This is a genomic window from Rhodoferax sp. XS2R6 (genome assembly GCF_056521365.1).
In genome coordinates this window covers 214,728-235,908 of the sequence record NZ_JBWMAY010000004.1, presented here as the reverse complement: position 1 = coordinate 235,908, position 21,181 = coordinate 214,728, and the positions used below count along the sequence as shown (strand labels likewise).

General features: G+C 65.4%; 17 protein-coding genes. 10 read left to right on the top strand and 7 right to left on the bottom strand.

All coding sequences use genetic code 11. From position 1 onward, the window contains the following. Positions 1-9 precede the first annotated feature (9 nt). On the top strand, positions 10-801 hold the full coding sequence (locus tag AC097A_RS14830) for an IclR family transcriptional regulator (protein WP_479621443.1): 792 nt from the start codon (positions 10-12) through the stop codon (positions 799-801). 12 nt (positions 802-813) lie between these two features. Here AC097A_RS14830 and ygiD read toward each other — a convergent pair whose 3' ends face one another. From ygiD to AC097A_RS14815, 3 genes are all read right to left on the bottom strand, one after another. Continuing rightward, positions 814-1,722, bottom strand: coding sequence for a 4,5-DOPA-extradiol-dioxygenase (ygiD, locus tag AC097A_RS14825; protein ID WP_479621442.1), 909 nt, complete (start codon positions 1,720-1,722; stop codon positions 814-816). A gap of 139 nt (positions 1,723-1,861) precedes the next feature. Continuing rightward, the gene (locus AC097A_RS14820; protein ID WP_479621441.1) at positions 1,862-2,476 is read right to left on the bottom strand and encodes a hypothetical protein; all 615 of its coding nucleotides are present in this window, start codon (positions 2,474-2,476) and stop codon (positions 1,862-1,864) included. Beyond that, complete coding sequence (locus AC097A_RS14815; RefSeq protein WP_479621440.1) at positions 2,473-3,642, bottom strand: exo-alpha-sialidase; 1,170 nt, start codon at positions 3,640-3,642, stop codon at positions 2,473-2,475. Before AC097A_RS14815 ends, AC097A_RS14820 begins: the two co-directional genes overlap by 4 nt. A 70-nt stretch (positions 3,643-3,712) precedes the next feature. Here AC097A_RS14815 and AC097A_RS14810 point away from each other — a divergent pair, with 70 nt between their 5' ends. Further along, positions 3,713-4,738 (top strand): pirin family protein, encoded by a 1,026-nt coding sequence (locus tag AC097A_RS14810; RefSeq protein WP_479621439.1) that lies wholly within the window; start codon positions 3,713-3,715, stop codon positions 4,736-4,738. Positions 4,739-4,744: 6 nt separating this feature from the next. Here AC097A_RS14810 and AC097A_RS14805 read toward each other — a convergent pair whose 3' ends face one another. Together AC097A_RS14805 and AC097A_RS14800 are read right to left on the bottom strand one after the other, a co-directional pair. Next, complete coding sequence (locus AC097A_RS14805) at positions 4,745-5,395, bottom strand: FMN-binding negative transcriptional regulator (RefSeq protein ID WP_479621438.1); 651 nt, start codon at positions 5,393-5,395, stop codon at positions 4,745-4,747. Positions 5,396-5,408: 13 nt separating this feature from the next. Beyond that, the gene (locus tag AC097A_RS14800) at positions 5,409-9,140 is read right to left on the bottom strand and encodes a DUF748 domain-containing protein (protein ID WP_479621437.1); all 3,732 of its coding nucleotides are present in this window, start codon (positions 9,138-9,140) and stop codon (positions 5,409-5,411) included. Positions 9,141-9,295: 155 nt separating this feature from the next. Between AC097A_RS14800 and AC097A_RS14795 the strand changes: the two genes are divergently transcribed. Beyond that, a complete protein-coding gene (locus AC097A_RS14795; RefSeq protein WP_479621436.1) occupies positions 9,296-9,880 on the top strand; it encodes a hemerythrin domain-containing protein in 585 nt (194 codons plus the stop codon). A 161-nt stretch (positions 9,881-10,041) separates the two neighbouring features. Beyond that, positions 10,042-10,680 (top strand): dioxygenase family protein, encoded by a 639-nt coding sequence (locus AC097A_RS14790; RefSeq protein ID WP_479621435.1) that lies wholly within the window; start codon positions 10,042-10,044, stop codon positions 10,678-10,680. A gap of 21 nt (positions 10,681-10,701) precedes the next feature. On the opposite strand, the gene AC097A_RS14785 is transcribed toward AC097A_RS14790, so the two are convergent. Together AC097A_RS14785 and AC097A_RS14780 are read right to left on the bottom strand one after the other, a co-directional pair. Next, on the bottom strand, positions 10,702-12,054 hold the full coding sequence (locus AC097A_RS14785) for a vanadium-dependent haloperoxidase (protein WP_479621434.1): 1,353 nt from the start codon (positions 12,052-12,054) through the stop codon (positions 10,702-10,704). Next, positions 12,051-13,670 (bottom strand): CRTAC1 family protein, encoded by a 1,620-nt coding sequence (locus AC097A_RS14780; RefSeq protein WP_479621433.1) that lies wholly within the window; start codon positions 13,668-13,670, stop codon positions 12,051-12,053. Before AC097A_RS14780 ends, AC097A_RS14785 begins: the two co-directional genes overlap by 4 nt. A 221-nt stretch (positions 13,671-13,891) precedes the next feature. Between AC097A_RS14780 and xylF the strand changes: the two genes are divergently transcribed. From xylF to xylA, 6 genes are all read left to right on the top strand, one after another. Then, entirely contained in the window at positions 13,892-14,911 is a 1,020-nt protein-coding gene (gene xylF / locus AC097A_RS14775; protein ID WP_479621432.1) for a D-xylose ABC transporter substrate-binding protein, read from the top strand. Between the two features lie 141 nt (positions 14,912-15,052). Continuing rightward, a complete protein-coding gene (locus tag AC097A_RS14770; RefSeq protein WP_105262286.1) occupies positions 15,053-16,189 on the top strand; it encodes a sugar ABC transporter permease in 1,137 nt (378 codons plus the stop codon). Further along, positions 16,186-16,965 carry an ATP-binding cassette domain-containing protein gene (locus AC097A_RS14765; RefSeq protein ID WP_479621431.1) on the top strand — a complete coding sequence of 260 codons (780 nt, stop codon included), beginning with the start codon at positions 16,186-16,188 and terminating at the stop codon, positions 16,963-16,965. Before AC097A_RS14770 ends, AC097A_RS14765 begins: the two co-directional genes overlap by 4 nt. Positions 16,966-16,983: 18 nt before the next feature. Further along, a complete protein-coding gene (locus tag AC097A_RS14760) occupies positions 16,984-18,159 on the top strand; it encodes an ROK family transcriptional regulator (protein ID WP_479621430.1) in 1,176 nt (391 codons plus the stop codon). 5 nt (positions 18,160-18,164) lie between these two features. Beyond that, a complete protein-coding gene (xylB, locus tag AC097A_RS14755) occupies positions 18,165-19,613 on the top strand; it encodes a xylulokinase (RefSeq protein WP_479621429.1) in 1,449 nt (482 codons plus the stop codon). A 74-nt stretch (positions 19,614-19,687) separates the two neighbouring features. Then, positions 19,688-21,001, top strand: a complete 1,314-nt coding sequence (gene xylA / locus AC097A_RS14750) for a xylose isomerase (protein ID WP_479621428.1) — start codon at positions 19,688-19,690, stop codon at positions 20,999-21,001. Positions 21,002-21,181: the final 180 nt, after the last annotated feature.

The following is a 21,181-nucleotide window of genomic DNA, read 5'->3' as shown; positions in this document are numbered from 1 at the left end:
GGAACCTCCATGAGCACCGCCTTGGTCCGGGGACTGCAGATCCTGGAACACATGGCCGCCCACCCGGATGGCTACCCGCTGGCGCAACTGGCCGGCGAGCTGGACATCCCCCTGAGCGCTTGCCACCGCCTGCTGGCCGACCTGCAGCAGCGTGGTTATGTGCGCCAGGCACGGGCGCATGGCGACTACCTGCTCACCACCAAACTGGCCTCGCTGGGCTTGGGCTATCTCAGCAACGTGGGCATGGTGGACATTGCCGAGCCCCTGCTGGACCGGCTGGCCCAGACCTCAGGCGAACTGGTGCGCCTGTCCCTGGTGGACGGTGAGCGCCTGACCTGGGTGGCCAAATCGCAGGGCATGCGCAAGGGCCTGCGTTACGACCCCGACATGGGCATGGACGCCCGCCTCTCTTGCACCGCATCCGGCCACGCCTGGCTGCTCACCATGAGTGATGAGCGCGCCATGGAAATGGTGTCCCGCCAAGGCTTTGGCACGCCCGAGGACTACGGCCCGCGCGCGCCCACCACGGTGAAAGCCCTGCTGGGCTACCTGCACGCCGCGCGCGTGCGCGGCTACGCCATGATCGACGAGGTGTTTGCCCCCGGCATGACGGCCATGGCCGCCCCGGTCTACCAACGCAAGGAGGTCATTGGTGTCATCAGCATTGCCGGCCCCAAGCTGCGGCTGACGCTGGAGCGCATGCATGCGCTGGCCGAGCCCCTGCTGGCCACGGCCGCCGAACTGGGCCCCATCAGCAACGCGTCGGCCCTGTTTGGCGGCCCGCCGCTGGGCAAGGGCTGAGGCCCCGCTTCGTTAGCCCCAGAGCACCGAGCGCATGGAGATGGACGCGGACTGGAAACCCGTGTTGAAAAAGCGCGGCATCTCGCTGGCGCGGGCGGCACCAGCCGCATACAGCAAGGGCAGGTAATGGTCGTGCGAGGGGTGCGCCTGCTGGGCCACTGCACCGAGCGACAAGAAGTTTTGCAGCGCATCCAGCTGCCCCTTCTTGATCTGGTTTTGCACCACCGTATCGAATTCCTGCGCCCAGTCGTAGGCCTCGTTCACCGCGGCCTCCTGGCGCGTGGCGCGCAGGTTGTGCACGATGTTGCCGCTGCCCACAATCAGCACGCCACGTTCGCGCAGTGCCTGCAATTGCCGGCCCAATGCGTAGTGCTCCGAAGGCGCGCGGCTGTAGTCCATGCTGAGCTGCAGCACGGGAATGCCCGCCTTGGGAAACATGGGCTTGAGCACCGACCAGGTGCCGTGGTCAAAACCCCATTGCTGCGTATCCACCCCCAGCGCCGCGCCCGTGGCCGGCGACTTGAGTGTGCTGGCCAGGCTGCGCGCCACCGCGGGCGCACCGGGCGCCGGGTACTGCTGGTCAAACAGGGCTTGCGGAAAACCACCAAAGTCGTGGATCGTCTTGGGTTGTGCCATGCCGGTGAGCTGCCAGCCCGGTGTGAGCCAATGCGCCGAGATGCACAGAATGAGCTGCGGCCGCACGCCACGTGCCAGCAGCTCGGCTCCCATGGCCTGCCAGCTGCGCCGCCAGGCGTTGTCCTCAATCGCATTCATCGGGCTGCCATGCCCCACAAACAACACCGGCAAACGCGGCGAGGGCTTGAGCGCCTGCAGCAGCGGCTGGCTGGCGGCGCTGGCAAGTGGCGTGGTGATCAGGCTGGGGAGGGTGGCCAGGGCGGCCAGGGTGGTTCTGCGGTACATGCAGAGGTGGAGTGATACCGGCAGACGAAGTTCCCACTGCAGCGGCAACTACAGCGAGGGCGTTCAGCCGGATTGGAGCCTGGATTTATAGCCATTTTGGCCTCTAGCCCCCGTATTTATTGCGCAAACAGCTATCAAATCAGGAGCGCCTCAGCACAACCCGCAGCAAGTAGCCATGCAGCCCCAGCCACAGCCAGGGGTCCAGCACGGCGTCCCACACGTTGCCGGTGGGCAGGCGCAGCAGCACGAAGACCAGCACGGCCAGCGGTGCCAGCCAGGTGCTCACGCGCCGGGCGGCACCGGCCTGCAGCAGGGGCAGCAGAGTGGCCAAGCTCACAAGGGCCAGGGCCGGCGCGTCAAAGCCCAGCGCGTACAAGGCCACAGGCAGTTGGGCCAGGGTGTCCAGCAGCAACAGCCAGCCCACCACCAGAGCGACCAGCACCAAAACGACCAAGGGTTTGCCGGGGCGGGCCACCACAGGTGCGCCACGCAACGTGCTGCCACTCCACCATGCACACACCAGCACCAACAGCACACTGGGTGCCTGGAACGCCAGGCCCAGCCAGTGGGCGGGTGACAACTCGCCAGGCAGCAGGGCCCACAGCGCCACCAGCAGCGGCAAACCCCACACCACGCCGCGATGCCGGGTAAAGCGATGGACGACCACTAGCACCAGGGCGGCCAAGACCACCGCCCAGCCCAGCGGCAGCCACACCTGCATCAGCCACAGCGGCGGCAAAGCGGGCGCGCTCATGGTTGGCCTCCCACCGCAAACCGCTGCCAGGACAAGGTAGCCCGGTTCACGGTGTAACTGATCCACAGGCCGTCATCGGCCCACGCCAGCGCGGGGTAAGAAAACTCAGCCTCCTCCGCGCCCTTGGCCAGGGTCTGCTGCAGCGTCCACTGCAGGCCGTCGGCGCTGCGGCTCAGGTCTAGCCGGGCGCGGCCTTCGGGGGTGGGGTTGTGGGCCAGCAGCATCTGCTGCGGCCCCAGCGCAAAACCGGCCACGGCGGCATCGGGGTTGCCCAGGGGCAAGTCGGACAAATCGGTCCAGTGCGCGCCACCATCGTCGGTGCGCGCCGCGGTCACCTTGCCACCGTGCCGCTCATCGCGCATCAGCGCCACCCACTGTATGGGGCTTTGCGGCAGGATGCTGGGCTGCAGGTTGTGGGTGCGGTTGGACATGCGGGTCAAGCCCACAAACTCCCCATTCGCATCGAGCCGCACCGTAGCGGGGTACTTCAGGCCCAGCTCGAAGTGCACCGGCAGCACCGCACCGCCATCTTGCAAGGGCAGCATGGCGTTGCGCACCAAAAAGCTGGTGTTCCACAACCAGGACAAGGGCAGCACCCGCACCGGCGCAAAGGCCAGCTCCGCCAAATCCTGGGAAGCACTGCTTTGCTGCAGATGCAACACCCGGCTCGCGGCCCAGCCGCCCCAGCCGGTGGCCACCACAAACAGGTGCATGCGGCCTTGCGCATCCGTCCACGCCACCGGGTTGCCCAGGCGGCGCAAGCCATGGCCCAGCAGATCGCCCATTTGATGGCGGTTCACCACAAAACGCGGTGGCAGCCAGGTCTGGGTGGCACGGTCCCACTGGGTGGCGGCAATCTGCACCAGCGGGCCACTCTCGCGTTCGCCCGAAAACCAGAACAAGCTCAGCGCAGCGGCGTGCCCGGCCGGCATGGGCAGCAGGCTGCTGGCGTGGGCGGCCGCCGTGCCGGGCGGCATGGGCACATCGCCCCCGGCCACACGCTGCAACTGCGCCGCCTGCACCGGCTGGCCACCCACAGCAATGGCGGGCATCTGCGCAAGGGCGGGGGCGGCCGCAGGCGGGCGCAGGGCGTGGTCTGCGCCCAGCAACAGGGCCAGGCTGGCCAGCACCAGGGCCGCACGGCCCCAAAGAGAAGACAAAAACATGCGCCGATCTTAGTGGGGCGCCACAGGGGCTCTGCCGCAGGGGCTGCAAAAACTTGGCAAGGCGGGGACAATGCGGGGCATGAAAACCCTGCTCTCCATCGCCCCCTTGAGTTTCCCCTGGCAGACCCTGGACCCCTTCCTGTTCTGCGTGCACCACAACGACGCCTACCCCAAGGGCAACGCCCAGATGGCGCCCGACCCGGCGCTGCTGGCGGGCCGCAACATCGGCCAGGACTTTGCGGGCAAGGATGGCTGGAGCATGTACCACGGCGACACCGTGCCGGGCTTTCCCTCGCACCCGCACCGCGGCTTCGAGACGGTCACCATCGTGCGCAACGGCCGCATTGACCACTCCGACTCGCTGGGCGCCACGGCGCGTTTTGGTGGCGGTGATGTGCAATGGCTCACCGCCGGCAAAGGCATCGTGCACTGCGAGATGTTTCCGCTCTTACACAGCGATGCCCCCAACCCGACCGAACTGTTCCAGATCTGGCTCAACCTGCCGGCCAAACACAAGATGGTGGAGCCCCACTTCACCATGTTCTGGCACGAAGACATTCCGCGCACCACGGCCACCGACACGAATGGCCGCACCACCGAGGTGGTGTGTATTGCCGGCACGCTAGGCGATAAGCAGGGCCTGCCCCCACCGCCCGACTCCTGGGCCAGCGAGGCCGACAGCGAGCTGGCGATCTACACCATCAAACTCAGCCCCGGCGCGACGTGGACACTGCCTGGCGCGCGCAATGCCGCCACGCGGCGCCAGCTGTATTTCTTCCAGGGCAACACACTCACCGTGGCCGGTCAGTCGGTGCCCGTCAAATCCGTCATGGAAGCGCGTGCCACCGACGACTGCACTTTTGTCAACGGCGATGTGGAGAGCGAACTGTTGGTGCTGCAAGGCCGCCCGATTGGCGAACCCGTGGCGCAGTACGGCCCGTTTGTGATGAATACCCAGCAAGAGATTCACCAGGCCTTTGCCGACTACCGCCGCACCGAGTTTGGCGGCTGGCCCTGGGGTGCGAATGACCCCGTGCACCCGCGCGAGCAAGGCCGCTTTGCCAAGCATGCGGACGGCAAGGTGGAAGAACGCTAGAGAGCGTCAAACCTTCTTCGCGTTAACCCCAAACGCATCCACCAGCACCGCCATCGCGCTCCCCGCCTCAGACCCCAGGCCTTGCAGTCCCTGCTGCACGGTGGCCTGGTTGGCGGCGGGTTGGTTCTGGCTGACTTTCCATTTGCCCAACAGGCTGTCGATGGGGATTTCAATACCCACCACCGCGCTGACCATGCGGTCGGTGTAATCGCGCGGGGCGTCGTCCACGGCCCAGGGGCGCGCCATACCGGCCTCCTGCTGGCCCGTTAGCTCCACCATCTGCGCACGTATCCACGCCGCGTCGTCATGCACCTGCAAAAGACCCTTGGCATGCACCACCGCATAGTTCCACGTGGGCACCACCTTGCCGTGCTCAGCCTTGCTGGCGTACCAGCCGGGGCTGATGTAGTGCTGTGGGCCTTGAAAGATAACCAGCACCGGCATGGCCACATCGGTGTCGCGCCACAGCGGATTGGCACGCGCCACATGGCCCACCAGCGTGGGGCGGGTAACGCCCTCGGTGCGCAGCACCAGCGGGATGTGGTTGGCCTCCAGCCCCCGCGCGGTGAGCGTGACCAAGGTGGCCAACGGGTGGCTGCGCACCAGGGCGTGCAACACATCGGCGCGGGTTTCTTCAAAGTGGCTGGGTTGGTACATGCCGCGCTTTCTCTTACTGGCTGGTGAGGTTGAGTTCGGCTTGCGGTTTGGCGTCGGCCGCAGCGCCACCGGTTTTCACAGCCCCCAGGAACAGGCGCTCGGCGCTCACCTGCTTCGCAGCCAGGTAGTCCTTGACCACCACGCCGCGCTGCAGCGCCAGCTCGCGGGCGGCCTCGTCGTTGACGGTGATGTTGGCCAGCAATAAAGCCTCCATGTCCGGTACCTCAATGTCCTTGGTCAGGCCCACCAGGTTGCGTGGCTTGGTGATGTCGGCACGGCGGTAGACCGCACGCAGCAGCACCGGCATTTCCTCGGCGCTATAGCTGTTGACCGCAGCCGCGTCCTTCCCCTCGGCGGTGGTACGGCGGCGCTTTTCGGCCAGCAGCAGGCCCTTGAGGCGCTCGCGCTTGATGGCCTCGCGCTCGGCCTCCACGTTGGCCGTGCCTTGCACGGTCAAGCGCAGGCCGGGGCGGTCAACCAGCGCCTTGGCCACCTTGTCCAAACCAGCCTTGGCGGCATCCGTCAGCACCCCACTGCCGGGCGCAAAGGCCACGGTGCTGAGCTCCGCACTGCCACCGCCACCAAAGGCGTTGGCCAACAAACTGAACGGCGCCGTGATGGCCTTGGCCACCAGGTTGGTGATGACCTTCCAGATCACCGGACCAATGCGGAACTGCGGGTCGTTGAGCGAGCCGCTGATCGGCAGGTCCAGGTCAATCACACCATTGCGGTCGGCCAGCAGGGCCACCGCCAGCTTGACGGGCAGGCTATTGGGCGCACCGTCCACCTTGTCGCCAAACGTCAGCTGGTTCAGCACCAGCTTGTTGGTGGCGGTGAGCTGGCCATCGGGCTGCACGGTGTAACGCACATCCAGGCTGAGTTTGCCGCGCTCGATGCCGTAACCCGCGTACTTCACCGCATAGGGCGACAGCGGCGACAGCTCCAGGTCGCGCACCTTGCCCGCAATGTCCAGCGCCAAGGGCTTGGCCAGCGGGTTGAGTTTGCCGGTGATGTCCAGCGACGCCGTGCCCTCGGCCCGGCCACGCAGCTCCAGGTCGGCCAGCTGTACCACGCCATTGGCCGGCTGGCTGGAGAACTGGCTGAGCTTGCCCGTCAGGTCGCTCAGGTTGGCGGTGTAGTTGGGCTGGATGAAGCGGTCCGAAAACAGCACCCGGCCATTGACCAGGCTGAGGGGGCCCATGGTGATGATGGGCTCGGGCGCTGCGCTGGCGGCCGCCGATGTGGCAGGTGCCGGAGCCGATGCCGCCGCGCCGGGTGGCGCACTGGCGGCCGCCTCGGCCTGGGCCGGGGTTTTGCTCAGGTCCTGCAGGTTCAGGCGGCCATTGGGGTTGACGATGAGGCGGGCATAAAAGTCGGACAGCGCCGCCTCGCGCACGCTCACGCGGGTGGCGGCACCGGGCACCATGGCCAGGTCAATGCCGGGCACGTTGAGTGACTTCCAGCTCAGCAGTTCTTCCGCAAAACTGCCGCCCGCACCCTGCACGGTGTTGGCGCGGAAGTCTTCCAGCTGCGCATCGCCTTTAAGCGCAACCTCTGGCCCCTTGGCCGTGCTGGCAAAACGCAGCTGGCCCTTGAAGCTGGCATCGGCCCGCAGCACATCCAGGTTCACCTGGCTGGCCACATACGGCGCGAGTGCATGCACCGGCAGTTCCAGCAGCTCCACCGCGCCTTGTGCCACCACCGGGTCCCAGGCCACCGTGCCCTGGTAACGCAGGCTGCCGGCCTCGGCCTGGCCGGATTTCACGCGGGCGCTCAACGTCACGGGCACGGGCTTCTTGCCATCCAGCGCGGCGCCCTTGGCCTGCAGGTTCAGGGCGGAAACTTCCAGTCGCACCGGGCGGGCATTCACGCGGTCGGTGAATTGCACGCTGGCGTCTTGCAGCTGCAGCTCACCCAGCGCCACCTTCCAAGGCGCGGCAGGGGGTGCAGTAGCAGTCGGGGAAGCGGCGGCAGGGGCAACAGGCGCAGCGCCATGGGCTGCTTTCAGCCAGCGTTCAAACATCCATGTCCCATCCGTCTCACGGCGCACACCACTGCTGGCCCCGGCCAGCAGCAGCTTGCCCACGCGGGCACTGCGGGCCGCCAGGTCCACCTGGGCATCACTCACTTCGAGCAGCTTGAACTTGGGCAGGTCCTGCGAGCTGGGGCCGTCGTTGCTGCGCGTATTGCCCGTGACAGCGTTTGCCAGCATGGCCTTGCTGGCCACCAGTCCGGCGTCGCGCACCGCGAGTTTTTTCACCGTGGCCTGCAGCTTGTCGCCGGTCCACTGAGCGCCCAGTTCGGCGTCCAGCAGGCCGCGCAGGCTGGGCTCCAGCCACGCAGCCAGGTAGGGTTCGGCCAGGGCCAGCGGTAGGCCGTTAACGGTGGCCTGGGCGCTGCCTTGCTGATCGGTGCCTTCGGCCTGGAGTGTCAGGCGGGCGCTGGTCTTGCCGGCAGGCAGGGTGCCACTCAGTTCAGCGCGCACCGCCTGGTCCATGGGCCAGTGCAGGCCCTGTGCGGTGAGCTCCAGCTCGGTCAGCGCCAGCTTGGCCGGGGTCTGCTGGTCCTGCCAGTCCACCCGGCCACCATGCAGCGCCAGGCGCTCCAACGCCAAGGCCCAGGGCTTGGCCACAGCCGGTGTTTTAGTGCCATTTTGGCCTTTAGCCCCCGTACTATCTGCGCGAGCAGCTCCTGTTTTAGGAGCACTCTTGGCGGCGCCAGCGCCCCCCAGCTCCAGGTTCAGGCGGCCATTGCGCGCGCGCAGCACCTGCAGGCGCGGGTTGGTGATGTCCACAGTGCCCAGCCTCACCTGCTGCTCCAGCGGACGCACATCGGCCAGCTCGGTGCGCACCGTGTCCACCGACAGCAAGGGCGCGCCCGCTGCATCGGCCACGGCCAACTGGCTCACCGTCACCACGCCGGTGAGCGTGACCGCCGTTTGCGGCTGCTGCACAAAACCAATCTTGAGTTCGGCATCCACCACTGCGCTTTGCGGCTGCACGGGCAGGCCTGCGGGCAGGTAAGGCAGGTAGGGCTTGAGGTCGAATTGGCTGATCTTCAGCTGCGCCTCACCCTGGCGGGTTTGGGCAAACGGAGTGCCTTGGGCCGCGGTATCCAACGCGCTGCCATTGAGCACAAAGGCCAACCGTGGCGCGACCAGCACATCACGCTTGGAATCGAAGTTGCTGAGAAAAGGCACCGTGAGCTGCAGCTCACGCAGTGTGTGCTGGCGCGCTAGGCCCTGCAAGGCTTGGTCGGTGTAATCCACACTGCCGCCACTGAGGGTGACGTTGTAGACCGCAAAACGCAGCGGATCACCCGCGGGCGCGTCCGACGGTGCCTGCAGGCGCTGCACGATGTCGTCAATGTCGTACTGCCCCTTCCCTGTATGGGTGAGGTGCAGTACGGGCGCATCCACTGCCACCGCGTCCACCACGGGCGCCAGGCGCAGCAGCGACTGCAGCTCTGCATCCACGTACACCCGGGCGACGCTGAACTGCGGGCCACTGCCGTCCGCCTTGGCCACGGCCAGGTCGCGCACCGTGAGTTCCAGCGACCAGGGCGCAAATTCAATGGCACCGATGGTGACCGCACGGCCCAGCAGGGCCGACAGCCGGGTTTGCGCCTGGCTCTTGGCGATAGACGGCACCAGCGCCCAGGCCAGCCCCCACAGCAGCACCAGTGCCCCCAGCGCATAGGCCAGGCGGCGCAACCAGGGCAGGATTCGGGGAGGCAGTGGGGTCATGGCAGGTCTGGAAGTAAAAGCATCAGTACCGCGCCGGGCGGCGCACACCAGTGATGGTAACGGCGCCACTTGACCCGTGCACAGCCGTTGACCTGCATCAAGCTCCAGCGCGAGTGTGCGTGGGAAGCTCTCGCAAAAATCACCGGAGACACGCCATGCCCCGTAGCAGCCTGCAAACCATCAAAGACGAACACGCCGCCCTGGCCGCCATGCTGCAGTCGCTGCTGCTGATGCTGGACCGGGGCCCTGGCGACGAGCCCGAGCGGTTTTTTGACGTGCTGCGCGCCATGCTCTTCTACATCGATGAGTTCCCCGAGCGCCTGCACCACCCCAAAGAGTCGGACCTGCTGTTTCCGCGTGTGGTGCGTCTGGCACCACAAACCATGGAAGCCGTCACCCAACTGGAAAAAGACCACGCCCACAGCGAAGCCGCCGTGCGCGAACTGCAGCACCTGCTGCTGGCCTGGGAACTGTTGGGGGAAAGCCGCCACGCCGCATTTGACACCGCGGTGCGCCGCTACGTGGTGGCCTACCTGGCCCACATGAAGCTGGAAGAAACCGCCATCCTGCCCGTGGCCCAAGCCGTGCTCAGCGAGGCCGACTGGGCCGAGCTCGACGCCGCCTTCGCCAACAACTGCGACCCGCTCACCGGCCAACACCCGCGCGCCCCGGCTTTCGACCGCCTGTTCACCCGCATCGTGATGCGGGCACCCGCGCCGATTGGCGTGGGCGAGGGCTGAGCCCCGGCTCAACGCGCCAGCGCCCTCAGGGACTGTAGTGCCCCTGACGCAATGGCCCCGGATGTGACAAAGCGTGGAACTTTCCAGTTCCTGGGTATTCCGACACCGGCAGTCTGACTTCCCCGCAAGGGGGCGAGTCGCTCATTTGTCAGGACTCCACCATGCAATACCCCAACTCGCCATCCCGCCGTTCCTTGCTGGCCCACGGTGCAAGCATCCTGGCCATCACAGGCGCACCCGCCTGGTCCAGCCCCGCACTGGCGCAAACGGCCCTGCGGCCCACGCCCAGCCAGACCGAGGGGCCTTACTACCCCATCGCCCTGCCCAGCGACAACGACTTTGATCTGCTGCGCAACGGCAGCGCGGTCTACAAAAAAGGGCAGGTCGCCTGGGTAGAGGGGGTGGTGACGGATACGAAGGGTATGCCGGTGTCTGGTGCGGTGGTTGAAATCTGGCAGTGTGACCACGAGGGCAACTACCACCACCCCCGTGACGGTGGCAAAGCCGACCCCAACTTTCAGGGCTTCGGCAAGGTGGCGGTTGGCAAAGACGGCCGCTATCGCTTTCGCACCATGAAGCCTGCGCCCTACACCGGGCGCACGCCCCACATCCATGTCAAAGTCAGGCTCGACCGCAAGGAACTGCTGACAACGCAACTCTATGTGGCAGGTGATCCGGGCAACGACCGCGACGCCCTGTGGCGTGGCCTCGACGCGCAGGAGCGGGCCGTCCTGACCCGTGCATTTACCCCCTCCGCCAACGGTATGCGCGCCGAATTTCCCATCGTGGTGCAGGCCTAGCTAGCAGGCTCTGCGTGAGCCTCAACGCGCCAGCTTGAGCGCCAGCACCTGCTGGGCCACACAGCGCCCCTGTACCTTGCCACCTTCAATGCCACTGCGAAAGTGGATGCCCGCATACATGCGGGAGATGGCCGCTTCATCTGCCGCCACCTTGAAGCTGGCAAAGGTGCGCGGACCCCAGCCACGGTCGTTGTGGGTGTTGTCGGTAAAGGGTTTGTTGGCGCCAAACACCTGCTCCAGCACCCCGGCGGCCGCACTGGACTGCACCGAGTGGCCCGAGGGGTATTCCGGGAATGGCGGTGTGTGCATCAGCGTGGGCACCCAGTTGCTGTCGATGACCAGCTGCACATAGGTGACCGGGCGCAACAGGTTCACCGTGTACTTGGTTTTCCAGCCCGCAATAAAGGCGTCGGCCATGGCCATGTTCAGGCGCACCATGGTTTGGGCGGCCTGGGCCAGGTCGGCTTTTTGCAGCTTAAGCAGGTCGTTGGCAATAAACACCCAGTGGCCCGCGGGTGTGGGGGTCTTGAGTGGGTCATCCGCCCAGTACAGCGATACCTGGCGCTGCTCTTGGGTGGCCTTGTTGCTCACCTGGTAGACCTCGTTGGCTTCTTTGTAGAAGGCCGAGCCGGGGCTCTCCGAATACGGGGGCGGCAAGGGTGCGGCGCAAGCGCTGCTGGTCTTGAGCACAAAGGGGCGCACCTCGCCCCAGCGCGGCAACAGCGCCGGTGCAAACGCAGGCGGCGTGGCCACCCACTGGCCTTCACCGCTGGGCGGCACGTAGTTTTGCTGGCTGCGGCGCAGTGGGCCCCAGGCCTCATGGCCACCGTCGGTGCGGGCCCAGGTCATAAGGGCCATGGCCATGAGCTTGCCAAAGGTTTCCGAGCGGTTGGTGATCTCGGGCGTCACGGTGTTGGGGTCAAAGTCCTGGCTGTACTTGAGCGGCAGGCTGCGCTCCAGCAGGTCGATGCGGGCCTTGTTCTCGGCACTGGCGGTGGGGAACATCATGCGTGTCATGGTGGCCATGGAGGCATTGGCCACCGTGGGCCAGTGCAGCACTTCGTCGGGCTGGGCCCAGGGCAAGGACTGCAACTCGTTGAGCTGGCCCGCCAGGCTTTGGTGCTGCGGCATGCCGGGCACCACCGACTCATACAGCGTGAGCCCCAGGTACGCAAACGCACGCGAGGCCACCGGTGGGCTGAAGCCCGGCGTCTGCTGCGTGAGCAACAAGGCCAGGCTGAACCATTCGTTGGCCACACCGGCGCTGAAGGCGCTGGCCGGGCGGGCGGCAGGCGCCGCTGGTTGGGCCGCTGCGGGCGCGCTAGTCCAGGCGCAGGCTGCGGCCAGGCACAGAGAAAACAATCGGAATTTCATGGGGCTTTCCAGTTCACAAGGCCTTGGGGGCTGAGGGTGTAGAAGGCGTCCGCCTTGGCGGACATCCAGTCGCTCCAGCAGCCGTGCGGCCACTGCACCCGTATCTGCGCAGTGCTGGCTGCACCCAACCCAAAATGCATCCAGCCCAGGTGGCCGCTGGCGTGGCCACCGCCCACGGTGAGCTCCTGGCGGATGACGGGGGCCGCATCCCCCTCGCCCAGCCTCACCTCCACCCAGGCACCCACCGCGTCGCGATTACCAACCGCTTGCTGCAGGCGCAGCTGCAGCCAGTGGCCGGCAGGCGCCGCCGTGGTCTGTCGCCACAGCTGGGCCTTGTCCCAGCGGTTCACCACCAGTACATCCAGCAAACCGTCGCCATTCAAATCCACCACCAAACCGCCGCGCCCGCGCTTGAAGCTGGCCAGCCCGGCCTGGCTGCCCGCTTCCACAAAGTTGCCGTCCGCCTTTTGTAGCAACAGGTTGTTGGGGTCCAGGGTCGCAAAGTCAGGCATGGTGGACACATTGCCCTTGACCACAAATAGGTCGGCCAGACCGTCGTTATTCATGTCGGCAAACTGGGCGTGCCAGGCGGTGCTGGGGTGCACATCGCCGCCTACATAGGGCCGGTGGGCTGTGACACCGCGTTTGAAGGCGATATCGGTGAAGCGCGGCTGGGCGGCACCCGCCTCCAGCGTCTGCAGCTTGTTGTCAGACATGCTGGTCAAAAACACCTCGGGGTAACCATCGCCATTGAGGTCATGGCTGGCAATGCCCATGCCCCAGATCTGCAGCGGCTTCCAGCCCTGGGCCGCGGTGTACAGCGCAGGCGGCGCACCGGCAGGCAGTTGCCACAGCTGTTCTTCACCGCCCTTGTAGTACTCGCGGTCATTGCTCACCCGCAGCGCGGCCGTGCCCGAGCGGTTCCAGTCTGAAAACAACATGGACAAGGCGCAGTGGCCCGGCGCCAGCGGCGTGGCCGCTTGGTAGCCGCCGCCCTCCTTGGGGCGCAGCAGCAAGCCCGGCGTGCAGCTGCCCCAGGGAAACTCGGGCTTGCTGCGGTCGGTGTAGGTGCCAATGGCCAGCGTAGGCCAGGTTTGGCCTTTCTCCCAGGTGGCCGCAAAGGCGGTGTGCCAGCCATTGCCGGTGCGAATCGTCCATGCCTCGTTGGCCTTCTCAAACTTGCACTGGCCCGCACCTTTGAACACCTGCACCTCGCCCACACGCAGTACCACCAGGTCGGTCTGGCCGTCCCCGTCGATGTCCAGCGGGTAAGCACCCACAGCATTGGTCAGCTCCAGGCCCGAGCGCTCTTCTTGCAGCTTCAAGGCGGCGCCACGCGTACTGCGGTTGCGGTAGAACTTGGCTTTGTTCACCCCCGCGGTCACGTACACCTCGGGCAGGCCGTCGGCATCGCAATCGAAGGTGGCCACGCCGCCGCCCACCATGTATTCGCCCTCGCCTTCAAAGCGGCTTTGCAGGCCGGCCACGTCAGTTTCTTCGGCAAAACGGGGCGTGGCAGGGGCCGGTGCGTCGGCCGCCCAAGCCCATGGGGCCAGGCACAGCCCCACCATGGCACCGCGCAGCGCGGGCCGGGAAATCCAATCCAGAGGGTGCACGTGGCAATCCTTTGTGAAAAATGAAAGAACCCGGCGATCTTATTAAGTTCGATGATTAAACTATGTCGGGTTTATCCCTATTCGCGCCGAGATCGAAGTCCCGAACAATTAGTTTGTCGTCCTTACTAAATGCACCGTGTTGCATTTACGGCAGCACGATGGCTCTGAAGAGTCCTTCCAAAACCATAGGCCTGACACAGGCCAAATCACCGGAGACATTGATGAAACTGAAGACAACACTGACCGCCCTGGCCCTGAGCCTGGCTGCCGCTGGCGCGTTTGCCCAAGTCGTGGGCGTGAGCTGGTCCAACTTCCAGGAAGAACGCTGGAAGACCGACGAAGCCGCCATCAAGGCCCAACTGGCCAAAGACGGTGCCAGCTACATCAGCGCCGACGCTGGTGGCTCCCCCGAGAAACAACTGGCCGACATCGACAGCCTGATCTCCAAGGGCGCCAAGGCCCTGATCATTCTGGCCATGGACAAGGACGCCATCCTGCCCGCCGTGAACAAGGCCAACCAGCAAAAGATCCCCGTGGTCGCCTATGACCGCCTGATCGAAGCTCCCGGCGTGTTCTACATCACCTTCGACAACGTCGAAGTGGGCCGCATGCAGGCCCGCGCCATTCTGGAAGCCAAGCCCAAGGGCAACTACGTGATGATCAAGGGCTCGCCTACCGACCCCAATGCCAACTTCCTGCGCGGTGGCCAGCAAGAAATCATTGATGCTGCTGTGAAAAAGGGCGACATCAAGATCGTGGGCGAGGAATACACCGACGGCTGGAAGCCCGAAGTCGCCCAGAAGAACATGGAACAAATCATCACCAAGACCGGCGGCAAGATTGACGCCGTGGTGGCCTCCAACGACGGTACCGCCGGTGGTGTGGTCGCTGCGTTGACTGCCAAGGGCATCAAGGGCATCCCCGTGTCCGGCCAGGACGGTGACCACGCTGCGCTGAACCGCGTGGCGCTGGGCAGCCAGACCGTGTCGGTGTGGAAAGACGCCCGCGACCTGGGCCGTGACGCCGCCGCTGCTGCCGTGGTGCTGGCCAAGGGCCAAAAAGTGGCCGCTGCCCAGACCTGGAGTGGTGGTGAAAAGAAAGTGGCCCTGCAAGCCCAGTTTCTCAAGCCCGTGCCCGTGACCGCTGCCAACCTGGACCTCGTGGTCAAGGCTGGCTGGATCAAGAAGGCCGACCTGTGCAAGGGCGTAGACGCCGCCAAAGGCCCAGCCGCTTGCAAGTAAACCGCGTTTCTCTCTGAGTTAGTTGAAGCCCTCCAACCGCGGGCTGGCATCAGCCCGCGGTTTTTTTATGTCTTGCGGAGAACGCATGTGAATCCCGTTTTGAATTCCCTGAAGCAGGCCGCCATCGACTGGCGCCTGGTGATGATGGGCGCGGTGCTGGCAGCCATTGCCATCGTGTTCAACATCCTGTCCGGCGGGCTGTTTTTGTCCCCCGAGAATTTGTACAACATTGCCCAGCAAACGGCCGTGGTGGGCGTGGTCGCCACCGTGGTGGTGCTGGTCATCGTGGCGCGCCATATCGACCTGTCCGTGGGCTCGGTCATGGGCTTTGTGGGCGTGCTGATTGCCACCCTGATGTACACCGCTGGCTGGCACTGGGTCGAGGCCTCGCTGGCCGGCCTGGCCGTGGCCATTGCCGTGTCGCTGTACCAGGGCGCGCTGACCGCCATGCTGGGTGTGCCCTCCTTCGTCGTGACCCTGGGTGGCCTGATGTCTTTCCGCGGTGCTGCCTTTTTGGTGGCCGACGGCAAGACCCAACCCGTCAACGACCAGTTCTTCCAGCGCTTGGGCGGTGGTTTTGACGGTGCCATTGGCGTCACCGCCAGCTGGGTGCTGGCCGGTTTGATTGTGCTGGCCCTGGTGGCCCAGATGTGGGCCAAGCGCCGCGCCAAGGCCTCGTATGACGTGCCCAACAACCCGCTGTGGCTGGACGCCGCCATCGTGCTGGTGCCGGTGGCCATCGTGCTGGCCTTTGTCACCGCTATGAACAACTACCAGATCATGAACAAGGACGCCCCCCAGGGCATCCCGATTCCGGTGCTGATCTGGGCCGCCGTGGCGCTGGTGCTGTCCTTCATCGTGCACCGCACCCGTTTTGGCCGTTATGTGTTTGCCATGGGCGGCAACCCCGAGGCGGCCGCGCTGGTGGGTATTCCGGTGCGCAAGGTCACGCTCATGCTGTTTGCGCTGATGGGTGTGCTCATCACCATCGCCGCCATGGTGTCCATTGCCCGCCTGAACGCAGGCACCAATTCGCTGGGTAGCAGCATGGAGCTGTATGTGATTGCCGCCGCCGTGATTGGTGGCACCGCGCTGGCCGGTGGCAGCGGTTCGATTCTGGGGTCGGTGCTGGGCGCACTGATCATGCAAAGCATTGACAGTGGCATGCTGCTGCTGGACGTGTCGATTGGAGTGCGCTACGTGATCATCGGCCAGGTGCTGATTGCTGCGGTGGTGTTTGATGTGGTTTACCGCCGTGTGACAGGAGACACCGTATGAGCGCAGGCAATACAAAGCAGGCGCTGGTGGAGATGCGCAACATCGGCAAGTCCTTTGGCGGTGTGCACGCGGTGGACGATGTGAGCCTCACGCTCTACCCCGGTGAAGTGGTGGCCTTGCTGGGCCACAACGGCGCGGGTAAGTCCACACTCATGAAAATGCTGGCCGGAGCCTACCCCATCGACAGCGGTGAAGTGCTGATCAACGGCGAAAAAGCCCATATCCGCACCCCCGTGGATGCGCAGCGCTGTGGCATCGAATCCATCTACCAAACGCTGGCCCTGGCCGACAACCTGGACGCGGTGGCCAACCTGTTTTTGGGCCGCGAACTGCTGACCCGCTGGAATACGCTGGACGACCACCGCATGGATGCGGACGCACGCAAGGTCTTCCACCGCCTGAACAAGAACTTCAAGAACGTGCGCACCCCGGTACGCCGCCTCTCAGGCGGGCAGCGCCAAGTGGTGGCGATTTCGCGGGCGATTTACTTCAACGCCAAGATCCTCATCATGGACGAGCCTACGGCCGCCCTGGGCCCCGAGGAAACCGCGATGGTGGGCAATCTGGTCAAGCAACTCAAGGCCGAAGGCGTGGGCATTTTCCTCATCACGCACGACATGCCCGACGTGTTTGGCCTCAGCGACCGGCTGGCGGTGATGAAAAACGGCAAATTGGTGGGCAGTTACCGCACCGGAGACGTCACCGAGGACGAAGTTCTTGGCATGATCATCGCAGGCAAACAACCTGAAGGAAAACCGCAAACCCACAGCCTGTGAGTGCGGCCCCTCCCACCCATGAAAACGACCGGCGACCAACAATTAGTCAAACGCATCAACCGCAGCGTGCTGCTGCGGCTGCTGCGCAGCCAAAGCGGGCTGTCCCGCGCCCAACTGGCCCAGGAGAGTGGACTGACCAAGTCCACCGTGAGCCTGCTGGTGCGCGAGCTGATTGACGAAGGTTGGCTCACCGAGACCGATGTGACCGCAGCCCAGGGCCTGGGCCGCCCCTCCACCCCGCTGCAGATCGACAGCCGCAGCCGCGGCATGATCGGTGTGGAAGTGGCGGTGGAAGCGCTGCGTGTGGTGGGCGTGTCACTCACCGGCCAAGTGTTGTGCGCGCTGGAGGAGCCCCTGATGGGCACCCAGCCTGACGAGGTGTGCCGCCAGACGGCCCGCTTGGTGGCACGCACCCATGCGCAGCTGGTGCAGCGCAGTGTGCAGCTGGCGGGCGTAGGCGTGGGCCTGCCCGGTGCGTTTGACGAAGCTACCGGCATGCTGCGTTTTGCGCCTAACCTGGGCTGGCGCAATGTGGACTTTGTGCCCCTGATTACCCACGCACTGGCCCAAGCCGGCGTGCCCCCAGTGGCCGTGCATGTGCAGAACGAAGCCGACACCGCTGCCCTGAGCGAATACGAATTTTCCGAGGGCGATGCCAAAGACTCGCTGATTTTTGTGACCTGCGGCGCCGGTGTGGGCGCGGGCATTGTGCTCAACGACCGCCTGTTTACCGGCATGCAGGGCATGGCCGGTGAAATTGGCCACAGCATTTTGCAGATCGACGGGCCGCTGTGCTCGTGCGGCCGCAAGGGCTGTGCCGAAACCTTTTTTGGCGCCCGCACCCTGGCCAAGCTGCCCGACCCCGCCCAAGGCGGCCACTACTTGGGTGTGGTGCTGCAAAACCTGTGGACCACCTTCAACCCCAGCATGCTGGTGGTGGGTGGCCCATCCTGCGACCGCTACCCGGCCATCGTGCAGGTGGCGCAAACCACCTTGCAAGGCTACGCCGCCAGCGCCGGCATGGCCGCCCCCACGGTGCGCGCCGCGCGCTATGGGCTGCTGGCGTCGGCCGTGGGTGCCGCCGCCCTGGTGCTGCACCACGACCTGCGTCCCATGCATGCCAAAACCCCTGTTGCTGCGAGCCGCCCTACGGATGCCGCAGAGATTTCTTCCTCCTCAACCCTCACCGCATAACCCGCATGTTTATTGGCATTGACATTGGCACCTCCGAAGTGAAGGTGCTGCTCCTGGCCCCCGACCACCGCGTGCTCGGCTCGGCCGGCACCGCACTCACCGTGCAGCGCCCGCACCCGGGCCACAGCGAACAGAACCCGCACGACTGGTGGGCTGCCACGCAGTCGGCCCTGGCGCAGCTGCGCGCCGCCCACCCGCAAGAATTTGCCGCGGTGCAGGCCATTGGCCTGTCGGGCCAGATGCATGGCGCCGTGCTGCTGGACGCACAGGACCAGGTGCTGCGCCCCGCCATTCTGTGGAACGACACCCGCTGCGCCGCCGAATGCACCGAGATGATGGCCGAGCTGCCCACGCTGACCGCACTGGCCGGCACGCTGGCCATGCCCGGCTTTACCGCGCCCAAGCTGCGCTGGGTGGCCAAACACGAGCCCGCCATCTTTGCGCAAGTGGCCAAGGTGCTGCTGCCCAAAGACTATGTGCGCCTGAAGCTGACCGGCGAGTACGTGAGCGACATGTCGGACGCCAGCGGCACGCTGTGGCTGGACGTACAAAAGCGCGCCTGGTCGGACGCCCTGCTGGCGCTGACCGGCCTGACGCAGGCGCACATGCCGCGCCTGGTGGAAGGCAGCGCGCCAGGCGGCTACCTGAAGGCCGATGTGGCCCAGGCCTTGGGCCTGCCCAAGAACATCGTGGTGGCCGGTGGCGCCGGTGACAACGCGGCCAGCGCCGTGGGCATGGGCGCGGTGGACGCGGGCCAGGGCTTCTTGTCGCTGGGTACCAGTGGCGTGCTGTTTGTCGTCACGCCCAGCTACCAACCCAATGCGGCCAGCGCCACCCACGCGTTTTGCCACGCCGTGCCCGGCCGCTGGCACCAGATGAGCGTGATGCTATCGGCCGCCAGCAGCTTGCAATGGGTGACCGACCTGCTGGGCGCGCCCAACGCTGGCGTGGTGGCGGGCAAGGCAGCAGACCTGTCGCTGGCCGACCGCGCCACCTCCCCCCTGTTCCTGCCCTACCTGGGCGGTGAACGCACCCCACACAACGACGCGAATGTGCGCGGCAGCTTTCACCAACTGAGCTTTGACACAGACGCCGCCCGCCTGGGCTACGCGGTGATTGAAGGCGTGACCTTTGGCCTGAAGGATGGCCTGGCCGCGCTGAACGCCGCTGGCAGCCGCGTGACCCGCCTCTCCCTGGTGGGCGGTGGTGCACGCAGTGCCTTCTGGGCGCAGCAACTGGCCAGCGCGCTGGATGCCGAGGTAGTAACCCATGGCAGCTCTGCCGTGGGTGGCGCCCTGGGTGCCGCGCGCCTGGGCTGGCTGGCCACCGGCGCAGCGCAAAGCAACGTGTGCCTGAGCCCCGAGGTGGAAGCCAGCTACCGCCCCGATGCCGCCGAACAAGACCTGCTGGCCGCGCGTTACGCGCAGTTCCGCAGCCTGTACCGCCCCACCTGAAATACGCACGCCCTTCGGGGCGTTCAACCGATTATTTAATTCGACCACACAACTAAACAACCCAAGGAAGCACCATGAGCAACTACTTTTCCACTGTCTCCCCCATCGCCTACGAAGGCCCAACTTCTGACAACCCGCTGTCCTTCAAGTGGTACGACAAAGACCGCATCGTGCTGGGCAAGCGCATGGAAGAGCAGCTGCGCTTTGCCGTGTGTTACTGGCATAGCTTCTGCTGGAACGGCCTGGACCCGTTTGGTGGCGACACCTTCCAGCGCCCCTGGCAACACATGGCCGATCCCATGGCCGCAGCCAAGGCCAAAGCCGATGTGGCGTTTGAATTCTTTAGCAAGCTGGGCGCGCCCTACTACTGCTTCCACGACCGCGACGTAGCCCCCGAAGGCGCCACCCCACGTGAAAGCGTGAACAACCTGCGCGCCATGGTGGATGTGCTGGGCGAGAAGCAACAGGCCACCGGCATGAAGCTGCTGTGGGGCACGGCCAACCTGTTCAGCCACCGCCGCTTCATGTCGGGCGCGGCCACCAACCCCAACCCCGAAATCTTTGCACTGGGCGCGCTGCAGGTGAAAGAAGCCATGGACGCCACGCTGAAGCTGGGCGGCGCTAACTACGTGCTGTGGGGCGGCCGCGAAGGCTACGAGACCCTGCTGAACACCCGCATCGGCCACGAGCTGGACCAGATGGGCCGCTTCCTGAACATGGTGGTGGAGTACAAGCACAAGATCGGTTTCAAGGGCACCATCCTGCTGGAACCCAAGCCCCGCGAACCCTCCAAACACCAGTACGACTTTGACAGCGCCACGGTCTACGGCTTCCTGTGCCGCTACGGCTTGGAGAAGGAAATCAAGGTCAACATCGAAGCCAACCACGCCACCCTGGCCGGCCACAGCTTCGAGCATGAAATCGCCACCGCGGTGGACCTGGGCATCTTCGGCTCCATCGACATGAACCGCGGCGACATGCAGTGCGCGTGGGACACCGACCAGTTCCCCAACAGCATCCCCGAGACCGCGCTGGCCATGTACACCATCATGCAAGGCGGCGGCTTCGTCAACGGCGGCGTGAACTTTGACGCCAAGGTGCGCCGCCAGTCCATCGACCCCGAAGACATGTTCCACGGCCACATCGGCGGCATGGACGTGACCGCCCGCGCGCTGCTGATTGCAGAGAAGATGATCACCGACGGCAAACTGGCCAAGCTGGTGGAAGACCGCTACGCGGGCTGGAAAGCACCATTGGGCCAAAACATGCTGAACGGCAAGATGAGCCTGGAGGCCGTGGCCGCCCACGTGGTGGACCGCAACACCGACACGATGCCCGTGTCGGGTCGGCAGGAGCATCTGGAGAACCTGCTGAACAGCTATATCTGAGTCGATTCGCTAGGCAGCTGAAATACAAAGGCCCCGCAGGTGATTGCCTGCGGGGCCTTTTTGCTTTAAGCGCATGACGAGCCAGTGGTTCGATGATGCTTTGGGCCAACAACAGATAACCACTGCCCCCTCTTGGCTGAATGCGGAAGTTCACCAAGGGCTGCTTTGCGGCAGTTCAGT

Bases quoted from the DNA above. Each gene is read 5' to 3' on its own strand.
- xylF (WP_479621432.1), top strand. From the start codon at position 13,892: ATGAAACTGAAGACAACACTGACCGCCCTGGCCCTGAGCCTGGCTGCC.
- AC097A_RS14760 (WP_479621430.1), top strand. From the start codon at position 16,984: ATGAAAACGACCGGCGACCAACAATTAGTCAAACGCATCAACCGCAGC.
- AC097A_RS14770 (WP_105262286.1), top strand. From the start codon at position 15,053: ATGATGGGCGCGGTGCTGGCAGCCATTGCCATCGTGTTCAACATCCTG.
- AC097A_RS14790 (WP_479621435.1), top strand. From the start codon at position 10,042: ATGCAATACCCCAACTCGCCATCCCGCCGTTCCTTGCTGGCCCACGGT.
- xylA (WP_479621428.1), top strand. From the start codon at position 19,688: ATGAGCAACTACTTTTCCACTGTCTCCCCCATCGCCTACGAAGGCCCA.
- AC097A_RS14820 (WP_479621441.1), bottom strand. From the start codon at position 2,476: ATGAGCGCGCCCGCTTTGCCGCCGCTGTGGCTGATGCAGGTGTGGCTG.
- AC097A_RS14830 (WP_479621443.1), top strand. From the start codon at position 10: ATGAGCACCGCCTTGGTCCGGGGACTGCAGATCCTGGAACACATGGCC.
- AC097A_RS14810 (WP_479621439.1), top strand. From the start codon at position 3,713: ATGCGGGGCATGAAAACCCTGCTCTCCATCGCCCCCTTGAGTTTCCCC.
- xylB (WP_479621429.1), top strand. From the start codon at position 18,165: ATGTTTATTGGCATTGACATTGGCACCTCCGAAGTGAAGGTGCTGCTC.
- AC097A_RS14805 (WP_479621438.1), bottom strand. From the start codon at position 5,395: ATGTACCAACCCAGCCACTTTGAAGAAACCCGCGCCGATGTGTTGCAC.
- ygiD (WP_479621442.1), bottom strand. From the start codon at position 1,722: ATGTACCGCAGAACCACCCTGGCCGCCCTGGCCACCCTCCCCAGCCTG.
- AC097A_RS14765 (WP_479621431.1), top strand. From the start codon at position 16,186: ATGAGCGCAGGCAATACAAAGCAGGCGCTGGTGGAGATGCGCAACATC.
- AC097A_RS14785 (WP_479621434.1), bottom strand. From the start codon at position 12,054: ATGAAATTCCGATTGTTTTCTCTGTGCCTGGCCGCAGCCTGCGCCTGG.
- AC097A_RS14800 (WP_479621437.1), bottom strand. From the start codon at position 9,140: ATGACCCCACTGCCTCCCCGAATCCTGCCCTGGTTGCGCCGCCTGGCC.
- AC097A_RS14815 (WP_479621440.1), bottom strand. From the start codon at position 3,642: ATGTTTTTGTCTTCTCTTTGGGGCCGTGCGGCCCTGGTGCTGGCCAGC.
- AC097A_RS14795 (WP_479621436.1), top strand. From the start codon at position 9,296: ATGCCCCGTAGCAGCCTGCAAACCATCAAAGACGAACACGCCGCCCTG.